This window comes from Yersinia sp. J1, from assembly GCF_050586585.1.
GTDB lineage: Bacteria > Pseudomonadota > Gammaproteobacteria > Enterobacterales > Enterobacteriaceae > Yersinia > Yersinia entomophaga.
In genome coordinates this window covers 409,409-431,068 of record NZ_JBOBDP010000001.1, presented here as the reverse complement: position 1 = coordinate 431,068, position 21,660 = coordinate 409,409, and the positions used below count along the sequence as shown (strand labels likewise).

Below are 21,660 nucleotides of genomic sequence, written 5' to 3'. Positions count from 1 at the left end.
TAGTGTCGGCCACAATCTAGACGAACTTAAGTATTCTCTGCTAATAATGAGCAGTATTAGTTAAGGTTGAATGTGAATTTCGAGTTCATTGTGGCCTAATATCTCACCCCGTTCGTTAATAATGTCACTCATTACATTCATTGGCTGAATCCCACGAGGGATAACTTGCAATTCAATCACTTTTTGACCGCTATCCGCCATTAATTTTATTTTCTGCGATCCCTCAGATAAAACCATGCCACTTTGCAATATTTTCCAATGTAATGATGCTTTTTGATAGTTGAGCCAATTATCGTTGATGGCCCATAAATCAATACGCCCTGTCTGTCCCTGACCCCAATTTTCTGTTTTAGGTTCTATAGAAGGTAAAACGGGTTGATAAGCTCGCTGCAAAGCAAAATAACCCGGTTTAGGATGACGGAGATAGTCCACAACGCCCCAGTTAATTGACGGCCAGTTTTCAGTGAACATAAAGTGAAATAATGCAGCGACCGGTTGATAACGTTGGCGTCGATAACTCTCTGCGGCGAGTTGGATCAAACTTGCCTGATACTGTTGGCTGTTATTGATAAACGTATTGATATTTGGCCCACGAATCACTTTAGCTAATTCAAATGTCTCATGAGGTTGAAAATTATGGTATGCCCAGATGCGCCAACCTTCATCTTGTTTATCCGTCGTTTTTGGCCACAGATCAGCGCGCGGAATTATCGTTTTTAACGTTGCCAAATCAGGTAAGGCTTGCGCGCCAAACTCGCTGATTATTGAGGTAGTTGCCGGCTTAAGATGATCATTTTTCTGCCCTGAGTACCACCCTTGCCAATAGTGTTCTGCGGTTGATGAGTAAGCATGAGTGATTCGGCTATGATCCTGACTGAGCACCTGTGCAACGCTCGCGGTTAACGCCCGGTTGGTGTCTGGCCGCCAGTCTGAATAACGATATTGCATCCAGGTAGCATCCCAGGGAGGTTCATTGTGCCCAGACCACAATACAATCGCTGGGTGACTGCCAAATTGCCGTGTCATATCTGCGGCCTGTCTGGCTGCCTCTCTGGCAAAAGAGGCTGAATTATCGTATCCCCATTGCAGCGGAAAGTCTTGCCAGAGTAGTATCCCCATCTCATCAGCCAGATCGTACAACGCCCGCCCAGCCACATGAGCATGTACCCTTATGGCATTGATATTGGCCTGCTGCATCATAACTAAATCACGGTGATAATCGGCTGAGGTCAAGCTTCCCAACCACGGGCTACCAATATAGTTCGTCCCTCTAATGAATAGGCGCTTGCCATTGATTGACCAACTTTGCTCTTGCGGGTCTATCGCAATTTGCCGTAAGCCGGTGCGAACATGTTTTTCATCCATCATGCCAAAACGATCCGAGAAACTGACCTCTAGCCGATAAAGATTTTGTTTCCCATGACCTGACACCCACCACAATGCGGGGTTATCAATAAGAAAATTGGTGGTGAGAGTTTGTGCATTATGCTGACTGGCAACCAGTGAAACACTTTTCTCCAGTTGATAAGATTGGCCGATGAAATTATCAGGTATCAAACGTAGCAACATAACAACAGAACGGTTGCGGTTGGCACGATAATCCAAACTCACTTTTAGAATCGGATGTTCAAGCCCCCGTGACCAGTCAGGCACGGCCAGTACATTATCTATAACGGCACCACGACTGATATGTGACGCCACCGGAGCCCAAATCCCGCCCGAATTGGCATCTTGTCCGCGATCCGACCACGCTCCACCGGGTCGGGTGTCATGATGATTGAACACGCCCTTAATTAGTTGCTTATGAAATGACCAAATTTTCCCCGGAGTTTCGTAAGGGCTATCTACACGCACAGCCAGCACATTATCTATTCGAGCCATATCGGTTATATCGACGCTAAATCGTTGAAAATAACCCTGATGTCGCCCTGCTTGTTGATTGTTGAGCCAAATGTCCGTTTGATAGTCGACGCCATCGAATACCAAAGTCGCCATATCATCGGTATCTAAAACCGGTAATGTAAACCGAGTGCGATACCATAATACGCCTTGATGATCGACGCCCTCACTATACCAATTAGCGGGCACTTTCAAATATTGCCACTGGCTGTCATCCAAGGTGTCACGCCAGGCTTCAGAAGCTGGCGGATTGCCATCCCGTATTCGCCACTGACCGGACAAATCTGACGTGGATGGCAACTGAGCAACCACAACCGACGAGATAAGCTGCAAAAGAAATCCCAAACTTAAAATAGAAGTTCTACACCGATAATTAATGTTCATTTCGATGCGACCTCTCGACGGATGACTCTTTCTTGCGGCAGGCATAATTGCGGACGTGAAAAAGCATCACTCATACGCACGTCCAGATATCCCGCAGTAGGATCGGTATTAATTAAGCTCCCCGCCACTTTATAGAGCAGCGTTTCCAAGACCATAGCATTGGTCGTCAGACTAATTGTCTTGTTATACGCGCCATTATTTTCATAACGCCCTTCATACCACCCGCGTTTTTCATCATGCTGCATTTGAGTCAACTTCATTAATGCATCGGTATAAGGACTATTCCACAAAACCCATAAGCCAAAAACTGCACGGGTGGATACCAATGCCAAATCAGGGTGAAATTGCCCGTCCTCGCTAATAGTATTCCAATGATAACCGTTAGCGAACACCGTATCGTAAACGTGATAGGGCGCAACCGAGGTCAAGTAATCACTACGCGCCGTCAATATATGTTCTTTTTTCCAGCGTATTTCCTGTACTCGATAAATATTATCTATCCGTTTTTTCTGCTGTTTAAATATTGGGGTATTCTTTAATTCCATCGCTGTCAGTAAATAAGGCAAACTGACAACAATAGTGGGTACATAGGTTATTCGAGCATCTCTGATATCGAAATCGATGGGGATGCCATAAATGAACGTGGTGTTATAAGGAAGATTAGCTGATATTCCTACAGGAAACCCCCACAGCCCAAATGCGCCTGCGGTATATTCGCTGTAACCCAACACGCCTTCTGGCTTGGCGATAAATTGGCCATTAACAGTAGACGATTTCAGTAACTCACCGTTACCATCAATAATCTGACAAAAATTCCATCGTAATAGAACCTTATCCAGATACTCGGCATATTCAGGATAAAAACGTGCAACAACTTTCAAACCAACCATTAAGCGGCCGATATCTTGTGCCGACCACCCCAACGGTTTTGGCTGATGAGCATAATCAATCATCTGCCCGTTGACAGTGTTATAAAGCAAATTTGGCGTTTTCCCCTCAACCAAAGGTAACTGACTGATCGTTGCCAATAAGAGTGAAAGGCGCTGATCAAACTCCTGCCGATTAATGAGGCCTAATTGAGCAGCGGCGGTTAATGCAACAAAGGTGTCACCGATTTGCCAGAAATTAACAACCGGGTAATTATCCAACGAATTAACCAACCCAGTGCCCATTTGCGTATTATTAACAAAGTAACGCCAAGCGACTTTCGCCCATAATTGCTCATTATCTGATAACACACCACTACGGGCTGAATAGGCAACGGAATTGGGAGTAATACTGCTTGCCACAAACATACCGCCCGTAAACGCAGCACCCAGTAGCCCAGCACCAATAACCCAGGCAATAGCGGCAGACGTCACTGTTTTGCGCATGATGTTGCTGCCGGTAATTTAAATAAATTATTATTGCTGCTGCTTTCATCTTGACACTGAGCGCACTGGCAGCTCTTACAATTTGGTGCTTTACGTATCGCGATGCCCGATTGATCACAAAATGCTTTCAGGCTAGGAGTTGCATCAATATATGGCCTATTTCGTTTGCTGTTATTCGTGTCAAACCCGTTAATTAACTGCCGTTCCCACAGCGACGGAATATAGTCGCTGTGGCTGGGATCACCACTGGTGAAGCGAAGTATTTTCCCTTCTTTTTTAAATAACAAGGCTTCTAGCATGATGCCATTATTATTTGCCGTAAATTCATTTATCGGCCCATGTCCATTCTCATAAAGTCCTTCGTTGAAACCCAATCCTTTCACATTGGCATTCTCTATCGCATCAAATAGCCTGTCGGTATAGGGCGAATGCCACAATACCCACATGCCTAACGCAGCTTTTAATGATACTGCCGCATTTTCAGGGACAAAAACACCTTGGTCGGTGATTGTATTCCAGTTATAACCATCGGCGAAAACCGTGTCGTAAACAAAGTAAGGGGCTTTATCCAACTGATGTTCTGAACGCGCCGTCAGTATTCCCGTTTCACGATAACGATTTTCCTGTGCCTGATAGACACGATTAGCAAAGTTCTTCATCCACGGATGACTGTAGCTTCCTGCTTTATTGGCCCGATCATCACTGCGATCCCAACCCATTTCAAAACCATGCAAGATATAGGATTCAGTCACTACATAGTTATGTTGGTTATTAGTGCGTGGGTCCCGTGAATCATAAGGCACTAATACGCAGTAAATTTTTGCCAAATCATAAGGTTCAGGTCGCGATGCCTGACAGGTTGAAAACCCCCAAAGTTGGAAGCCACTGGCGGCGTATTCCTCATAGCCCAATCGCCCTTCCTGTACATACTGAGGCGTATTATTTTTATCTAATATCGCGCCATATAACGTACCGCAATCATCGATGACATGTGAGAAATCCCAATCCAATACCACGTTATCAATACTATTAGCATATTCAGGGTAACGTTCTTTAATAATTTTCAACCAAATTAACATACGCCCAGTATCAATAGCGGAAAATCCTATCTCACCCGGCTTATTAAGATAGTTAACTTTTTCAGCAGTTATTGTGTTGTACGCTTTATTCGGTAATTGCCCCTGAAATAACGATAAGTTATTCAGTGTTTTCAAAAATGGTAACATACGATGATCGAATTCTTCTTTATTAATAATCCCTAATTCGCGAGCTGAAACCAGCGCTGCCAAATAAGATGCACTGTCCCACATGGTGGTCGAAGGATAATTATTAACTGCATTAACAAGCCCTGTTGTAGGCTGTAAATTATGGACAAAATATTGCCAGGCATTAACTGCAACCGCCATCTCTCTGGGCGTTAACTCACCGTGCCGCACAGGGTAGTTTTCAGCAGCTAATTTATCACCCGGTAATTCGGCTAAGGTATTAAAAGACGGCATGAGCGAAAGAATCAACATTAAGCAGCCAGCCTTAAGAATGAGACTTATCTTTATCAAAAATGACTGATTTCCCATCATAAAATCTTCCTACTTTAGTTGTTTATCTGTTGCGCCAACGGATTGCATCACCTGAGTACAGGCAGCACAAAGTAGTCTTCCGCCATTGATAAAAGCCAAACTTTCCAACACCACGCCATTGGTATTGGCATTTAGTGAAGTATTTATTTTATTATTAACTTCATAAATTCCGCTATACCAACCTTTACTCGAATCCATCAAGCTATTTAATTGATTTCGTGTCTGTTCACTATAAGGTGTGCGCCATAGGGCATACCAACTAAATGCCGATTTAGTTGATAATTGTCGCAACTGATTAACGCGCTCGCCTTTATCCGTAATTACAGCCCAATCTTCATCAGCATAATGCAGTGTGCTATAAATAAAGTAAGGTGCTTTATCAACATGGTCCTCACTGACGGAGGTATATATACCGGTACGCTGAAAACGATTCTCCTGAGCTTTAAAAACCCGCCATGCTAATTCGGATGAATAAAGATCAAAACCCAGTTCCAAACCTGTCAAAATATAGGGTTCGCTGACGATAAATGTATTCGCCCCCTCTTTTTGCGAGATACGATCATCATCAGGCACCAGTATTCCTTCAACTTTAATAAATTGTAGATGTGCAGTGTAATCAAGGGCTAAACTAGCATTAATACCAACCAGTTGCAGGGTTCGTGCAGCATATTGCTCATACCCAATACGCCCTTCCTGATGTAAGGAAATGATCTGAGTTTTATCATCAACTACCGATCCTTGTAATTGATCATCGGCCACTAGCGCTTCCAATTGCCAACGCGAAATAACCTTATTGACCTCGACAGCATGCTGGGGATAATTCCAAACTAATATATTTAATGGCACCATCATTCGACTAATATCAATAGCCGACCAACCTATACCTTTGGTACTGGGCTGATTAATATAATTAACCATAGACAGAGTCTGTGTATTATACGCTTTATTAGGCAACTTGCCTTCAAATAGTGGTAATTTAGCCAATGCACCTAATGCATTGCTGATTCGGGTATCAAATTCATCCTGTTGAATAATACCAATTCGTTGTGCTGAAATCATCGCCATAAAATAACTACTGGTATCCCACATTGTAGACGATGGAAATTTATCCACGGAATTAACTAAACCACTCGGCTGAGTATTATTAATAAAATATTGCCATGCAGCCTTAGCCCAAATTATTTCTTCGGAAGTCAGTGGTCGAGGAGTCGGTGCTAATGGTCGGCCAATACTGGAGCTGATATGGACACGGGAATCTTCTATATCTTGAGAGTTTTTCTCGACATACAACACAATAGAGAAAGCGATTAAAATACCGATCACCATCGCTAGATAACTGCGCGCCTTAAGGAGGTTATATTTGAATGACATCAGGAAACCTCCTGCACAGCATACTCAGGTTGCCAAAGCGCGGCTAAAACAATCGGTATCATAGCTGCAATATTTGCAGCCCCCCAAAAGATATTGATCACAAAGCCGGAGGGGTCTTTTATGTTGCCTTCGGCTATCTGAATCGCTCCCCAAATCAACCCCAATAACGTCAGCCCAATAATGGCGAGTTGAGGTTTAACCAAGGATAAAAAATTGCCCTGTTGACGTTCTTTTGGCGTCACATGAAACTTGATTTTCTCTCCTCGGAGCACTGTATCCAATGCTCGTAAATTCATAGAAAATAAAGCAAGAAAAGACGATTTCCCATCCCATGCGGATATCCCCCATGTTCCAAACATAAATGCTAATTCAGAGACAATCATGAAGGGCAAAAAATGCAAATAAAAAGGAGATGAATAAGTCGAAACGGGGGGGATACCCGTGAAAAGATAAATCAATGGGGCAATCAAAAATACCGTATTCCAGATACAGGCAAAATAGGACCAGAAAGTAGTCCCATACATTAATTTTTGTATTGCGCTGAGCTTAATCCTCTTACTGGAGAAAAGTCTGTCATGCAACGCAATATCCATTGAACCAGCTGCATATTTAAATCTCTGGATCATCCAAGTCAATAAATCCTGCGGTGAGAGCATTTTTGATTCTATTTGCGGGTGCAGGACAGATCGCCATTTACGGCCAGGATCACCATGCAAAACGATAGAGGTATAAATATCTTCTGAAACATGAAACTTATATGGCATCAGCTCGGTATCTTGTACCACATGAGGTAACATGGCTTTAGCCAAGTCTGCCTGGGTTTGTTTATCAATTACGTCACTTGTATATTTCTCAATCTCATCTTCTATATTATCTACATAGCGACGTAACGCAGCTTGCATAATAGCCTCACGGCGATGAATTGATGCAGCACCACAGCAAAAAGCCGCATTAGCCCAATTACGTCTGCGTAAAATGACATCGTAGAACATTTGCGGATCATTAAAAAAGGGATCATGCCCCACGGTGAGCGGGCCAACCAACTTCTCAATCCCTTTACCGACAAAATAGCCTGTCGACCCTAGCTTTTGCTTTGCCCATTCAGGTAATCGCTTGCCCTGTGGTAAATCATAAAACCACTGAGGAGTCTGAACCCAAGCAACATCAATATCGCGAAAATATCCTAAAGTATGCGTCAATATTGTGGGGAAAACTCGTGTATCAGCATCACAGATAATAACAAAGTCACCGTCCGTCATATCCAGCCCATGACGAAGATTACCTGCTTTGTATCCAATATTATTTTCCCGACTTAAGTAATTAACTCCCTCTTCTGCTGCGACAGCCTCCATTTCGCTTCGATTACCATCATCTAATACATAAATACGATAATCTAAAGGGAAGGGATAGCTGACGGCGAGTGCATCACGAATCGATAAGCGCACCAATTCGACATTTTCATTATAGGTGGCAATAAACAAATCAACTTTTATCTGGCGATTTTCTTGCTTCTCTTCAGGAGCTATACAGTCATCGATGGTTTCAGGTGCGGGGAGAACAGGAATATCTCTTACTTTCCATAGGTTTATGGTAAATAAAATAGAACCAATATAAGCCAGTGTTTCGGCCATTACTAAGGGGATTGAATACCAAAGCGCATCGTAATTAAGTGAATTCATCCAGCGCCAGCGGATGTAGTTTGCCCCCAAGATAAACGCAGCAACCGCCAGACTTTGCCATAAAAACTCAGTAACCCAATGAGTTTTCAGTGGTAATGGTGGTTTCCTGTTTTCAAACGAAGAGAAATAAAAAGCCATTATCACTACCTCAGTCAATCCAGGAAAATAAGTGAGATAAATCAACCCATTGCCGGGGGGTTAAAGGAGCATCATTTTATGAATAAACATAATTTTCACGTCTTCTCTTCTATTCTTTTTATCAACGATAGATAATTGACTCCCTCTTTTACTGTATAACTGATGTCATCAACAGCATTAAACATCATCATCAACCCCATACCGTTTTCAGGCCACGAATCCGGCGCTAACAACTCAGGCATATGAGATAATCCGCTTTTATTTTGTAAAAATTCTGCGGGTATAGGCTTCCCTTTATCCTGTAAAGTCACGGCTAGTTGATGATTGTCATATTGCATTATAATAGTAATATTTTGAGTGGAATCATAATTAACACCATGCTTTACAATATTGATAAATGCTTCATTCAATGCAAGTTCCATAGCATAACTGCTGGACGAATCAATCTCTAAGGGGTGAATGAATTGTATTAACTTTTCATGTAAAACAAGCAGGCTAGATAATGATGCAGGCAAACATATTTTCATTAACCAACCTTGTGAGTCATAGTGGCGATAACTCATATCAACGTATCTTTATTTAGCAATTCTTCAAATAAAGACTTCTCCGCCATAATAATATCTTTACGCCGTTTATCATCAATAAGCCAGTGTAAACCCGCTTCAGATAAATCAATTGCTGTACCGTCTGGAGAGATAACTTTCCCGGCAAAAATCATCTGTTGATACAAATGTGCAATGCCCCCAACCCGAGTATAATCAGCAATAAAACTTTGTTCGACAACCGCACCTTGCTCTAATAAACACCCCGCGCCAATAATTGTAGGCCCTCTAATTGTCACGCCAGATTGTATTTCTGTGCTACTACCAATATAGACTGGCCCTTCAATATCCAAGGTCGAAAAGTCGGCTTTGACATTAAGCCCACACCATATTTGAGGCGCAATTTTAATTCCCGGCATGGGATAATCAGGTAAATCCTGATTAAGGATCATGCGATTGACATGCCAAAAATCTTGTAGAGATCCAATATCAACCCATTGGAATGGCAAGGCAATACCGTAGAAAGGAACACCTAACTCAGCAAGTTTAGGAAACAGCTGGCTACCTATATCATATTCAACCCCATCAGGAATATAATCGAATATTTCCGGCTCAAAAATATAGATTCCAGTATTGGCATTGTTTGATAATGCATCTTCATTTTTAGGTTTTTCCTGAAACTTACTAACTCTACCCTGCTCATCAGTAACAACAATACCGTATTTGTTTACCTGATCCGCCGAGACTGGGCGCATAACCAAGGTTGCCAAACTTTTTCTAGCTCGATGGAATGCCAATACCTCATCGAAATCCACATCAATTAATGCATCACCACAAACAACTACAAAAGTTTCATCAAAAAAACCTGAGAAATTTTGGATGTGCTTCATTCCACCGGCAGACCCCAAAACATTATCAACAAAAGTATTACACTCCATAATACCTTCGTAAGAGTAACCTATTTCCACTCCCCAGGCATGGCCATCACGGAAATAATTCTCAATGTCCGCAGACAGATAGCTGGTATTCACCATTAACTGATTAAAACCATATTTTCTTAAATGTTCAATAATTGATTCCATAATAGGTTTTCGAATTAATGGGATCATTGGTTTTGGCAATATGGTGGTCAGTGGTCTGGCTCTGGTTCCTTTTCCGGCAGCAAGAATCATGGCTTTCATAAATATTTACTCCCTATAAATCAAGGCGCTACGAAATTCATCTGCTGTATGGTATCGGTTTGATCAGTGCCGATAGTAAATATCCTATCCATCCGGGTTAACTTGAACATTCCGTGGATATTGTTATTCAATGAGCAAATAGCCAACTCACCTTTACCATTTAAGGTTTTCAACAACGAAACCAGTGCACCTAAACAACTACTGTCGATGAAATCTACCCGACTAAAATCCAATAAAATATTATTGGCTCCTCGGGCAATCATTTCTTGTATATCTTCTTTAAATTTCAGCGAAACTGATGCATCGAGTCGCCTAATCAAGGGGGTTATCACTAATACATTTTCAATTGTTTTAGTTTCAAAATTCATTATTTCTTCCTTACAATTCTGTTAGGAGAAGGGAATTGTTATTACGCTCAATTACCAGCAACGAAATATCATCACTAAATGCAGAACGTCCATTATGAATATCGCTCTGATGGTCATTTTTTTGCGCAGGATGCCAGCATTTCAATGCCTGCTGTACTTGCCTAAAAACGGTTTGCACACTGTCGCGCTGACTAGCGGCCAGTAATTCTTGTAACCGTCGTTCTCCAAAAAGCTCTTGCTCAGCATTTTCACACTCAATAATACCGTCGGTGAATAAATAGAGCCGATCACCCGAAGCCAGAGTGAACACCGTGTCCTGATAGTCCATCGAATCAATAAGTCCAACCGGTGCCCCGCCTTCACCAATGGGCGTAATCTGACTTGAGCTACTGACAATAAAAGGTGTCGGATGCCCTGCCTGACAAAGCACTCCGGTCGCGGTTTGAACATCAATAACGCCATAAATAAGAGTGAAATAAGTGGCTATATCATCATTCTCTATACAAAAACGGCGATTAAGTTCGTTGACAACTTTATGTGGCGGGGTAATCAGATAACCAGAGGGGGTATCTGCGGGCGAAATCAGTAAGTTATCCACCGTGCGCCCATTAAGAAATTGGCGCGCAACTGACAGTGAGAGCATCGCTGCCGCCACACCATGCCCTGCAACATCAATACTATAAAAACCAATGTGTTGATTACCCAGTTGGAAAAAACTTAACAAGTCACCCGAAACATAAGCAGATGGTATAAACATCCATTCAGCTTGAAAACCACTCACCATTAGCTTTTCTGCAGGTAAAACACTACGTTGCAATTTTGCCGCAGCCTGCAAGTCATTTTCTATTTGTTCATAGGCTTGGGACAATTTCTGATTACGAGCATCGAGGGTTGCCTCTAGCATTAATATACGTTCACCCGCATGTAATCGGGCGCGTAGCTCACTTTGATTTATCGGTTTTGACAGAAAATCATCGGCACCCGCATCTAATCCCGCGATCAAATCCTCGACGGATTGACGCACGGTTATCAATACTAAATAAATATAGCGATCAGAATATTGTTTTCGGATAGTTGTACAGAGTTTCAACCCATCCATAACCGGCATTTCCCAGTCACTGATCACCATATTGATGGAATTACTATCAAGGATAGCCAAAGCGTCTTGACCATTTTCTGCCTCAAAAACAGTGAATTGCCAATTTCTTAGTAGGTTAACCAGTAAAAAGCGATAACTTGCCGAATCATCAACAACAAGAATGGATGTCACACCTGTAGCGGAAGGATGTGGTTGCATAAGTTACCCAAAAGCTTCATATAAACTTAATTTATCAAGCATCATCTTAAAGAGAGAATGCCCACGTCCATGAACTTTCATACTTGCAAAAGACATTATGCTCAGTTAACTATTAACAACGTAATTAAGCGTAGCACAGATTCTTACGCCTTCAATTTATAGAGGTAATGTCCAACTGAGATTTATTGTCCCACTACGAAAGTTCGCATTGGCATTCTGCCGCCACGGGTAGCGAGTCCCGGTATAGTTATCATAATGAATTGACCAGGAACCGGGGCTATAACCCGACGTATAGCCAATACTGTAGGTATAATCATAATCCCACGGCTGTTGCTGCTTATGGTCAGGGTAGTAAAATGCAGATAAACGTAAGAAATAGTGCTGCAGTAGGGTATAACCGCAACTTCCTAGCAAACTACTTTTATTTTCTTCAATGCTTGATGAAGCGTCAGAGAAATAACGTGGTACATAACTGTAGCCAACCTGACAAACTAGCGCATCACCTTTGTTAATCAATAATGCGGATTCTACCGGCTTAGGTAAGGTAAATTTATAACCCAACGTCCATGAACCTTGTTCAAATCGAGTGCTCTGGGTTCCTGCTGCCGGGAAAAAACTATTATTATCGTTGTAATTGCCATAGACCAGACTGAAAGTTCCTGGGTGCCAATCATCATAACCGAAACTATAAACGTAATCGGTACTGTATTTACTGGCATTTTGCAATGGGACGCGAATTGTCATATTGGCAAAAAAGTAACTTATGGGGGAATACTGCATACTAAAAAGCCCCCGTTGATTTACCTTGTATACCTCTTCTGAAGAATATCTCCCTGTAGGAACATTAATCAGACTTTTTTCCAATGGCGAGCTATAGGTTAATGCCGTCGAAAATGTGTCATCATTACCAGAAAAAAGACGAGACCAAGGGCTGGTAAATAATTTAACAGCGGATGTGTTAGTTGTTTCACTCGCAATCACGGCTGGACTGAAAAGTAGCCAACCAAGTAATAGCATGAGTGGTTTGTAATATTTCACTTAAAATTACCCTCACCCCAAATATCCTTGCTGTACCCGCGAATAGTCCTGTCGCTGGAAAACTCGCCCATACCACTTATAGTATTCAATGCTCTTCTGTGCCAACTGTAAGTATCACTATAGTCGGTCAATACTTGATATTGGGCATGGCAATAACTGTTAAAATCAGCCAAATGGAAATAGTGGTCACCGTGACTCACCAGCATATGGAATATCGGTGAAAACAGGTTTTTATTGGGATGAAAAATACCTGAAATCAGTAAATCAACAGTTTCTTTAATTTCTGGGTGGGATAAATACTCGTCATACGACGATCGCCCTCTAGTTCTTTGCTCAGCAATTTCCTCTGCGGACAAGCCAAAAACATAGAAATTTTCATGGCCAACAGCATCTCTGATTTCAATGTTAGCGCCATCTAACGTTCCGATAGTTAAAGCACCATTCATAGCCAGTTTCATATTACTAGTGCCTGAGGCTTCGGTACCCGCAGTTGATATCTGCTCTGATAAGTCGGCGGCTGGAATAATACTTTCAGCTAGTGAAACTTTATAGTCCTCTAAAAAAACCACTTTAAGTTGTTCATTGACTCTAGGATCACTATTCACTTTCAGCGCAACTTGATTAATCAACTGGATGATCAATTTAGCCATTGCATAGCCAGGAGCCGCTTTGCCCGAAAAGATATGAACTTTCGGCGAAATAACCTCTTTTCCGTTCAGAATTTTGTGATAAAGGTTTATCACATAGAGGATGTTGAGTAATTGCCGTTTATATTCATGAATTCGTTTAATCTGGCAGTCGAACATAGCTTCTGGATTGATGATAATCCCTTGCTGACGTGTAATTATCTGACTTAACTTTAATTTATTAAATTTCTTTATTTCAGCCAGTTCAGCAATAATGTCACGTTGGTTCGCTAACGATTTAAGTTTACTCAGGAGTGTTAGATCGGTAACCCATTCATTGCCTAAGTGACAATCCAGAAACGCCGATAACCGGGGATTAGCCTGCTGAATCCAGCGACGAGGTGTAACACCGTTCGTCTGATTGGTGAACTTCTCAGGCATTAAATAATAAAAATCAGGTACAAGATTAGATTTAATTAATTCAGAATGAAGTTTAGCTACCCCATTCACTTTGTGACTACCAATAATAGCAAGATAGGCCATGCGCACTTTTTTTTCAGGCGTCTCTTCGATCAAAGACATTGATACTAATAAATCCGACCGTTCAGGGCGCCATCTCTGTATTTCCAGTAGGAAACGGCGATTAATTTCATAGATAATTTGTAAATGCCGAGGCAGTAACAGCTCGAATAAATTGACTGACCACTTCTCTAACGCCTCTGGCATTAATGTATGATTGGTGTAGGCGCAAACCCGTTGTGTCAAATCCCAGGCCATATCCCAATCAACAGTATGTTCATCTACCAATATTCTCATTAGCTCAACAATAGCCAGCGCCGGATGGGTATCATTAAGTTGAATGGCAACAAACTCTGGTAACTGTTTAATATCATTGGAAAGTAAGAAGAAATCATGCATCACATCGCGTAATGTACAAGCCACCAGAAAATACTCTTGTGTCAAACGTAATTCCTTCCCTGCCAACACTTCATCGGAGGGATAAAGCACTTTAGAGATATTTTCAGATGCGATTTTTTGATTAACAGCTTTCAAATAATCGCCATGATTAAAAATATGAATATCAAATGAATCTGAAGCGCAAGCACTGTATAACCGCAACGCGTTTACGGTATGATTAATGTACCCAGAGACTAGGTAGTCGTGAGGTACTCCAATAATTATTTTCCAATCCATCCACATTGGATTGTAATTTCCCTGCTGGTCTTCTACTTCAACTATGCGGCCATAAAGCGGAATTATCATGGCCTGACTTTGATGTTCTATTAGCCAAGGTGAGTGTGTCGAGTGCCAATCATCAGGCTTCTCTACTTGTTGTCCATCCTGAATTTGTTGGTGAAACAAGCCATATTCGTATTTGATACCGTGACCAGAACCAGCAATATCCAAGGTTGCCATTGAGTCAATAAAACATGCGGCCAGACGTCCTAATCCTCCATTACCTAATGCTGCATCTTCTTCACTTTTTACAATAACTTCAAAATCTACCCCAAGAGATTCTAACGCTGCGTTGGCTATTTCCATCAACCCTTGATTTATTAGGTTATTTCGCAAAGATTGACCAATTAAAAACTCCATAGAAATATAGTAAATACGTTTTTTTCTTGCCTGATGATGTCGTTCTCGAGTGTTAAAATAATCATCAGTTTGGTTGCGTCGCACAACTAATGCTAACGCACTAAAAATTTCACTGGATGATGCCGTTGACAGTGCCACCCCGAGAGAATATTTCAGTTCATAAAGAATGCAATTACGTAGTTTAGTAATTTGATTCTTATCTAGAGTAGATGGAGTATTTTTCACTGCTGACCTCTTAATAAGATTGAGTCGAAAAAATACAAATCAGTTAGGAATGAATCTTCTGCCAACATCATATTTTGCAAATAGCCATAACAACATTAAAGCGCAGAGATGAACCAGCGTATTTAGCAACCATGCTCGGTGCCATAGGCCAAAATCCACTACCTGACTAACCAATAAAACCACATACACATGGATAATAAAAACATACAAAGAATGTTGGCCTAGTGTTATGAGGAACCAACCGCACATCTTGTTTATTGGTTTCCAAAAGTAACTCAACACCAGATAACACGTTGTTAGTAGAGTGAAATCATTGATAATGCGCAGTGGACCCAGCGCATTCTTTTCAGCAAAGTTCTGATAGAACCAATTGAAGTTTTTCGCACTTATAGTATGGAGCATTGTGTCATAGGGCATAAATGGGTTGGTATGATTCTGCGCAATAAACATCATTACCAGCGTAAATAATATCATAACGGACAAAATCCAAAATCCGGCCTGAGTACGGGCTAAAGAGAGCAACTCTTCTTTGTACCAGCCAATCGTCATCCCTAAGACATAAATAAATTGCCAAGCCAAAAATGGAAAAGCAAACTCAAACTCCGCCGATGTAAGTCGTATCCCGGTAATGTGGTAGGTGATATATAAAGCCAGAGATAACAATAGCAATACACCTACCCAGCCGCGCTGCAATAAATAGATAAAGATAGGACTTACCAGCAACAGATAGAAATACAGGCCCAAAATCTGACTCTGATGGGGCCCGATCTGTAAGTAGAGCACCATATTAAACCAGGATTCTTTTAGCTGGTCGTAAAGTGGATATAGCGTATAACTTACTTCTGAAAAGCGATCAGTAAAATGGGTTACTTCAAAAGTTTTTATGAAATTGAGTTTAGTTAAGAGAAAAACACTAAGTATAATCACAACATTAACTACATATATTTTTGCTGCTCGTCGATATAATGAATAGCTTATAGTGAGAAGAACGTCTTTCTTTAAGCGCTGGCGATTGATCACACCCAACATAAATCCCGAGAGAATAACAAACCCTTCGGCGCCGGTTGTTAGGCCAAAACGCTCCCAGGTAAAGATATTCAATATCGACATCACTTCAATGTGGGCTGCAACCATCATTACCAGAGCAATGCCCCGCAGCAGATCAACCCTGAGATCACGCTTATCTGATGATATATAGCGAAACGATTTTACCCAAGCAGGTATTGTCCTACATTTATCTTCAAGTACAGAAAATGCATGAATCATCCAATCACCCGCAAAAATTACCTGTCAATAAAAAGGGGTCGCATTCATTTATCAGCCTAACCCACTTCCCTTTCAAAACATTAGCTCCTTTCAACTGTAGAACAATGCGAGCAATCCGACAATTTTGCTTAAAATTAACAATTTTATATAAATAATTTTCATGAATTGCCGCGTATGTCATAAGAATGCAAAACATTACCGTCTGCTCGTTCAGACAGGTATACGAGGTGATGAACGATAGTAGCACCACGTCTCTGCGCGTTGATCCTGAAACAAAATAGCAGTATCCGCTAATCCCATATGACCTGATAGGCACATTGATGAACTTAGTGCTTTTCTGGCAACATTCTAACCAACGTATTACTCCGCATTAATAGAGTGATAAAATATTGCTGCCGCCGCGTGTAAACCAATAATGAAGTAGCCCGTATTGGCAATAAGTTCATGAATTTCTTTTAAGTTATTCTGCATAATACTATTTTCTCCTCCGCGATCGGTATCGCGGAGGAGAAAATTAACATTCGACATGGCCATAATGCAGAGACAAAACACCAAGTCATGGCAAGCTGTTAAACAAAAGATACAAAATACCATGAACGGTTTTTAAAGCTGCAATTTGCCAGTGTGGTGCGGTTGGAGTGATATCAGGATCTTTATTTGTCAATTTTAGTATTGTGCGAATTAGCATTAAAATCAGGACACTGACACCTAGTGTATAATGAATGCTCTTCATGGATTCACGAGGATTACTGCCCTTATGGCAAATCCTTTTAATTTCATTACTGCATAAGTGAGTACAAGCAAAATAAAAATGACCCAATGGAATAAAATTTGGCCAGGTGCAAACTTTCTGTTCATGGCTCGCCCTCTGAATGTTGATACTTTAATTTATCCCTATTAAATTAAGTAAACATTAGAGGATTTAAAATCCCCCTTTTAATCGTCAGATATTCCTTATAAAGCGCTGCACAGTTCTGTTCTCAGCCAATAAAAGAACCAAATAACATACCAACACCCGATGACACACCCATTGCAAGCGCACTCCAGAAGGTAATACGGATAACGCCTGAACGTATTGGTGCTCCACCCGCTTTCGCCGCAATCCCCCCCAAAATAGCCAAAGAAACCAATGCGGATAGCGCAATAGCTGGAATGGCCCAGCTAGCCGAAGAGATTACCGCTACCAGTAATGGCAATATCGCCCCCGCAGAGAAACTCGCTGCAGAAGCCCACGCTGCCTGTAAGGGTCGGGCAGTAGTGATTTCTGATATCCCCAATTCATCACGCGCATGTGCACCTAACGCATCATGATTCATCAATTTTTCAGCCACTTGTCTGGCTAGTGCCACATTAAGGCCCCGATGAATATAAATCGAAGTCAGCTCCCGAAATTCACCTTGAAAATCAGCATCAAGCTCTGCTTGCTCTTCAGCCAAGGCGGCCTTTTCAGTATCTGATTGAGAAGACACTGAGACATACTCTCCCGTTGCCATCGACATAGCGCCAGCAACCAGACCTGCAATACCAGTCAAAAGAATACTTTGATGTGTTGCATTGGCAGACGCAACCCCCAATAACAAACTTGCAGTAGAGACGATCCCATCGTTAGCACCGAGAACTGCAGCCCGGAGCCAGCCTATCTTTTCTATACTATGCCGTTCTCTGTGCATTGCGGCGATCCCTTTACCAAAGTGAAATTTCAGAGTTTATCAACTCGCTTTAGTATGCCCTGATGGCGACCTTAATTTTAGACTGTGATCCACACTACTGGGGCAAAGAGTACACAAGAAGGCATTACGCCGTCCGCCCCCTCGCCGGTAACAACGGCAAAGGGAACCCCCCGGAAAGAGGCGGAACGATATTTGTAAGATTTTACTCTCAGCGTTCTTTTAGAACGCTCACCCGGATTCAAGCAATGAGGCAAAAGTTCCCATTGTTATTCCTGCGTATTAATTTGGCAATTCCTCTCACCTTTTCAATTAATTTCCACCACAATTAGAGAGCGTGGATTAAGTTAAAATAGTGATGGAGTGACGCCACCTGATTGGATAATGAATGGTGGCGTTTAGTCTATTTTAATAAATAATTATCATAAAGAATTCTGATAGTGGAATCCCAGCTTGCTTTTGACAATAGCAGAGGGTTGAGAAATGACACTAGATTTAAGTGTCTTTTTACCTTTTTCTTTCAGATAGCGCGCTAATTCTCTTACCGCCGCCGTTCCTGCCCCTCGAACGCTACCCTCTTCATGCGGTTTTAATACATATTGTGGATGAGTTATAGAAACACTAATGTAGCTATCCTCGCCATTCTCATCATTTCTTGATGCTAATACACTGATTATTTTTCCCTTTAGTTTAACCACTACAAATTGATAATCGGCAGAGTTGTCATGCAAAAGATCAGCTAACATATGGCTGGTAATTTTGGCGGCATAAATGGTTCTATCTCTATCAGTTAAAGGTGATCTTGTTTCATCTGATTCATATTTCATCTGATTATAGAATTTAAACCAATCGTTAATAACCTCGGCCACTTCTTCGGTTAAATTCGTCTCGACATGCTGATCTCCTCCGGGAATCACGGTAATTTCAAAATATAGACCTTCAGGCTGAACCCACTGATTATTGTCTCTAATTAATGGTGTCGGGAGTTCTTGAGGGTGAATATAACTCTCTAAAGGTAAAATATAATCGCCTAGTGGTAGGCTTTGTGCGGCTAGAGGTGAGACTGTAGTCTCTCGACTTTCATTATTTATATTTTCACTGTTGATACCTTCACTGTGCATAAAATAACGTGCGTAATTTAATTGTGCATAATCGAAAGCCCCCTGCAGCATTGCTATTAATGGTTCGATTCCCAGAGTAGAAATTGCCCGTTGAACACCTTCAACTAACCGATTTTCCGTCTCCTGGTCAGATCCGGCATAGCCCGTAGTCCCATATTCATTAATTTGCTGTATAACATGGACCAAATTTGCGGTGGTCCAATCAATAATATTTTCACCAAAAAGCAATGTAAAATCTGCCAGCAGATTCGATAATGTGGAGCCACAGCGAATGCCTGTCTGCCTTGGATAACGGGCAGATAGAATCTCTTCAATGGAAGTTTTACAGGCTTTTGCCACCGCTGGCAGAGTAAGTGCCTGATGATGTAACTGCATATTAAGACTGGCTAATTGCAACATTGATTGACGGGGATTATCTGCTGGTAAGTTGGGGGGCTGCTCTGGCGCAAGTAATGGCGTGACTGAATCGGTCAAAACCCATGTTTTCCCTTCCCCATCTGAGTGAGAAAACTCGTTGATTCCCACCAGTCTATCGAGCTGGTTGCAGCGCCCTTGAACCACATAATTATAAATTGCCAGCAGAGGGTTACCTAAACAGCCAATAATACCTAAAGCGCCTCGTTTATCACGGTGGGGAGGCTTGTTGATGGCGATGATCGCTCTATTAAGTATTAACGGGTTGATGCTCTGAAGAGCAGGATCTTGGCCATCTTCCGGTATGCCATTGCTGATGTATAAGTTTGCTAAGTCATCAGGTGATAATTGGGTATTGATCCAAAATGGGATATTGAGTTGTTTCGTTCCTTTAGCTTCAAGATATTGAAATTGTAAACCATGATCATTAAATTTTAAAAGAAAGGATAGGTTATCTGTATCATCGCTTAACCTCATGTTAATAGGACTCTTACTTCCTTCACCATAAAAAAACAAATCTCTACCCACGATTATAATTTTTGGTTGGTTAACACTCTGTATACCAAAACTGCTTTTTTCATTAACTTCGAGATTTAATAATAAAATTTTATTGACATCTTCTGTTTTTGGATAATATTCTTTTATTATTTTTTTTAATTCTATTTTACTTTCTTCTATAATAACGCAGTTTTTCGTGCAAATAGCCTGCGCTTCAAATACCTTCATCGCGCTAATTTGACCTGCCATACCGATTTTTTCTAGTCGCGCTAAATCAATAGATTCCGTAACATTATAGTAAGGGGCATTAAAATTATCATTTTTATAAATTTCGGCTTGCATTCCTTTAGGTATTTTTATTGAAGATACCTTATCATTCAGATGTTTATTATCAGTATTGTAAAGATCTATCATTTCAGATGTATTTAGGCATAAATGTTCACCTTGGAAATTATCATTAGTATAAAAACAAATGGGTGTTGACGTTTTTTTTTGAGGTTGTGTTGATGCTTCTATATCCGCCTCATATATAATGTCTTGAGGTTTTACATTGCTAGAATATATTGATGTTATAATGAAAAATAATAATAACTTATTATTCATGCTGGCTCCATTACTTTATATTGATGAAATAGTGGTTATCCTTGCAGCTATGTAGTTAAAACAAAATACAAGGATGAATTTTAATAAAACTTTAAGGTCATGATAACAAACCAATAGTGAATCTGTTGGTGAGTAGATCGTTTTTTTATTAATTCATGATCCTATTCTTGATAGGGCCATTTAAGTGATGTTTTAGACTATATCCATTCCCGTGCCTTCCCGTTAATTATTTTATATGATTCTGGTAGTGTATTTCGGTGATATAAAACTTATTGGTTAATCAATTATTGATGAAAGAAATTTTTGGTTATGTATCGCCTGATTTTATTACTGTAATAATTTAGCGATATCTAGGATGACCACCTAGATATTATCCAAGAGAAAACTGACGCTAAGTTGGCCATTCCCCTTTCAATACGATATGAGGCGCTGAATATATCCTTGCGTGACATGGTGGCTCGCTGCAGGGATTACGCAATAAACCAGTACTTGGTGCATTACTTCCGAGCGACATCCATGGCAGGACGTGGTGCTCAGGTCACTGGTAATACTTTGACGACAATTTTAGCAAAGCAAGGGATAAAGCCAATATCAGTTGGGGATCAGGAACACCTGCAACATTTCACAAGCAGCGCTCTCTTTTTGAACGGCTGTACAGCGCGCAAGGGATTAATACCCAGTTGCTGTGGGCCACAAATCACAGAAACAGACCGATCGTTACCATGATGACAGAGGCAAAGACGGGATCACTATTGCAGTCTGATGAACGTTGTTTTATGGGGATTTTGATAATGTTT

The 21,660-nt window shown here is 41.1% G+C and carries 14 protein-coding genes and 1 pseudogene; 1 reads left to right on the top strand and 14 read right to left on the bottom strand.

From position 1 onward, the window contains the following. Window positions 1-60: 60 nt before the first annotated feature. From ACQ4OC_RS01910 to ACQ4OC_RS01845, 14 genes are all read right to left on the bottom strand, one after another. The gene (locus ACQ4OC_RS01910; protein WP_162975188.1) at window positions 61-2,283 is read right to left on the bottom strand and encodes a glycoside hydrolase family 2 protein; all 2,223 of its coding nucleotides are present in this window, start codon (window positions 2,281-2,283) and stop codon (window positions 61-63) included. Continuing rightward, window positions 2,280-3,656 (bottom strand): DUF3131 domain-containing protein, encoded by a 1,377-nt coding sequence (locus tag ACQ4OC_RS01905; protein ID WP_064513206.1) that lies wholly within the window; start codon window positions 3,654-3,656, stop codon window positions 2,280-2,282. The genes ACQ4OC_RS01910 and ACQ4OC_RS01905 overlap by 4 nt, the downstream gene beginning before the upstream one ends. Beyond that, entirely contained in the window at window positions 3,641-5,155 is a 1,515-nt protein-coding gene (locus ACQ4OC_RS01900) for a DUF3131 domain-containing protein (RefSeq protein ID WP_064518236.1), read from the bottom strand. Before ACQ4OC_RS01900 ends, ACQ4OC_RS01905 begins: the two co-directional genes overlap by 16 nt. 87 nt (window positions 5,156-5,242) lie before the next feature. Next, window positions 5,243-6,604 carry a DUF3131 domain-containing protein gene (locus tag ACQ4OC_RS01895; RefSeq protein WP_064513204.1) on the bottom strand — a complete coding sequence of 454 codons (1,362 nt, stop codon included), beginning with the start codon at window positions 6,602-6,604 and terminating at the stop codon, window positions 5,243-5,245. Beyond that, window positions 6,604-8,421 carry a glycosyltransferase family 2 protein gene (locus ACQ4OC_RS01890; protein WP_120806241.1) on the bottom strand — a complete coding sequence of 606 codons (1,818 nt, stop codon included), beginning with the start codon at window positions 8,419-8,421 and terminating at the stop codon, window positions 6,604-6,606. Before ACQ4OC_RS01890 ends, ACQ4OC_RS01895 begins: the two co-directional genes overlap by 1 nt. A 95-nt stretch (window positions 8,422-8,516) precedes the next feature. Further along, window positions 8,517-8,984 (bottom strand): ATP-binding protein, encoded by a 468-nt coding sequence (locus ACQ4OC_RS01885; protein WP_430970882.1) that lies wholly within the window; start codon window positions 8,982-8,984, stop codon window positions 8,517-8,519. Beyond that, window positions 8,981-10,144, bottom strand: a complete 1,164-nt coding sequence (locus ACQ4OC_RS01880) for a sugar phosphate nucleotidyltransferase (protein ID WP_064513202.1) — start codon at window positions 10,142-10,144, stop codon at window positions 8,981-8,983. Before ACQ4OC_RS01880 ends, ACQ4OC_RS01885 begins: the two co-directional genes overlap by 4 nt. 20 nt (window positions 10,145-10,164) lie before the next feature. After that, entirely contained in the window at window positions 10,165-10,512 is a 348-nt protein-coding gene (locus ACQ4OC_RS01875; protein ID WP_430970881.1) for an STAS domain-containing protein, read from the bottom strand. Between the two features lie 10 nt (window positions 10,513-10,522). Beyond that, on the bottom strand, window positions 10,523-11,809 hold the full coding sequence (locus tag ACQ4OC_RS01870; RefSeq protein WP_064513199.1) for a PP2C family protein-serine/threonine phosphatase: 1,287 nt from the start codon (window positions 11,807-11,809) through the stop codon (window positions 10,523-10,525). 156 nt (window positions 11,810-11,965) lie between these two features. Continuing rightward, entirely contained in the window at window positions 11,966-12,826 is an 861-nt protein-coding gene (locus ACQ4OC_RS01865; RefSeq protein ID WP_120806265.1) for a hypothetical protein, read from the bottom strand. A 17-nt stretch (window positions 12,827-12,843) separates the two neighbouring features. Next, a complete protein-coding gene (locus ACQ4OC_RS01860) occupies window positions 12,844-15,294 on the bottom strand; it encodes a glycogen/starch/alpha-glucan phosphorylase (protein ID WP_064513197.1) in 2,451 nt (816 codons plus the stop codon). A gap of 39 nt (window positions 15,295-15,333) precedes the next feature. Beyond that, window positions 15,334-16,560 carry an OpgC domain-containing protein gene (opgC, locus tag ACQ4OC_RS01855; protein ID WP_064513195.1) on the bottom strand — a complete coding sequence of 409 codons (1,227 nt, stop codon included), beginning with the start codon at window positions 16,558-16,560 and terminating at the stop codon, window positions 15,334-15,336. A gap of 980 nt (window positions 16,561-17,540) precedes the next feature. Continuing rightward, window positions 17,541-18,230 carry a VIT1/CCC1 transporter family protein gene (locus ACQ4OC_RS01850; RefSeq protein ID WP_064513193.1) on the bottom strand — a complete coding sequence of 230 codons (690 nt, stop codon included), beginning with the start codon at window positions 18,228-18,230 and terminating at the stop codon, window positions 17,541-17,543. A 419-nt stretch (window positions 18,231-18,649) separates the two neighbouring features. Further along, complete coding sequence (locus ACQ4OC_RS01845) at window positions 18,650-20,863, bottom strand: peptidase inhibitor family I36 protein (protein WP_430970880.1); 2,214 nt, start codon at window positions 20,861-20,863, stop codon at window positions 18,650-18,652. 354 nt (window positions 20,864-21,217) lie between these two features. Between ACQ4OC_RS01845 and ACQ4OC_RS01840 the strand changes: the two are divergent. Next, window positions 21,218-21,626: pseudogene (locus ACQ4OC_RS01840) on the top strand (tyrosine-type recombinase/integrase); the annotation flags it as partial. Window positions 21,627-21,660 lie beyond the last annotated feature (34 nt).

What these genes read in the sequence shown, in the direction of transcription:
- ACQ4OC_RS01845 (WP_430970880.1), bottom strand. Translation starts at nt 20,863, where the DNA reads ATGAATAATAAGTTATTATTATTTTTCATTATAACATCAATATATTCT.
- ACQ4OC_RS01905 (WP_064513206.1), bottom strand. Translation starts at nt 3,656, where the DNA reads ATGCGCAAAACAGTGACGTCTGCCGCTATTGCCTGGGTTATTGGTGCT.
- ACQ4OC_RS01910 (WP_162975188.1), bottom strand. Translation starts at nt 2,283, where the DNA reads ATGAACATTAATTATCGGTGTAGAACTTCTATTTTAAGTTTGGGATTT.
- ACQ4OC_RS01870 (WP_064513199.1), bottom strand. Translation starts at nt 11,809, where the DNA reads ATGCAACCACATCCTTCCGCTACAGGTGTGACATCCATTCTTGTTGTT.
- ACQ4OC_RS01885 (WP_430970882.1), bottom strand. Translation starts at nt 8,984, where the DNA reads ATGAGTTATCGCCACTATGACTCACAAGGTTGGTTAATGAAAATATGT.
- ACQ4OC_RS01890 (WP_120806241.1), bottom strand. Translation starts at nt 8,421, where the DNA reads ATGGCTTTTTATTTCTCTTCGTTTGAAAACAGGAAACCACCATTACCA.
- ACQ4OC_RS01875 (WP_430970881.1), bottom strand. Translation starts at nt 10,512, where the DNA reads ATGAATTTTGAAACTAAAACAATTGAAAATGTATTAGTGATAACCCCC.
- ACQ4OC_RS01880 (WP_064513202.1), bottom strand. Translation starts at nt 10,144, where the DNA reads ATGAAAGCCATGATTCTTGCTGCCGGAAAAGGAACCAGAGCCAGACCA.
- ACQ4OC_RS01850 (WP_064513193.1), bottom strand. Translation starts at nt 18,230, where the DNA reads ATGCACAGAGAACGGCATAGTATAGAAAAGATAGGCTGGCTCCGGGCT.
- opgC (WP_064513195.1), bottom strand. Translation starts at nt 16,560, where the DNA reads ATGATTCATGCATTTTCTGTACTTGAAGATAAATGTAGGACAATACCT.
- ACQ4OC_RS01895 (WP_064513204.1), bottom strand. Translation starts at nt 6,604, where the DNA reads ATGTCATTCAAATATAACCTCCTTAAGGCGCGCAGTTATCTAGCGATG.
- ACQ4OC_RS01900 (WP_064518236.1), bottom strand. Translation starts at nt 5,155, where the DNA reads ATGCCGTCTTTTAATACCTTAGCCGAATTACCGGGTGATAAATTAGCT.
- ACQ4OC_RS01865 (WP_120806265.1), bottom strand. Translation starts at nt 12,826, where the DNA reads ATGCTATTACTTGGTTGGCTACTTTTCAGTCCAGCCGTGATTGCGAGT.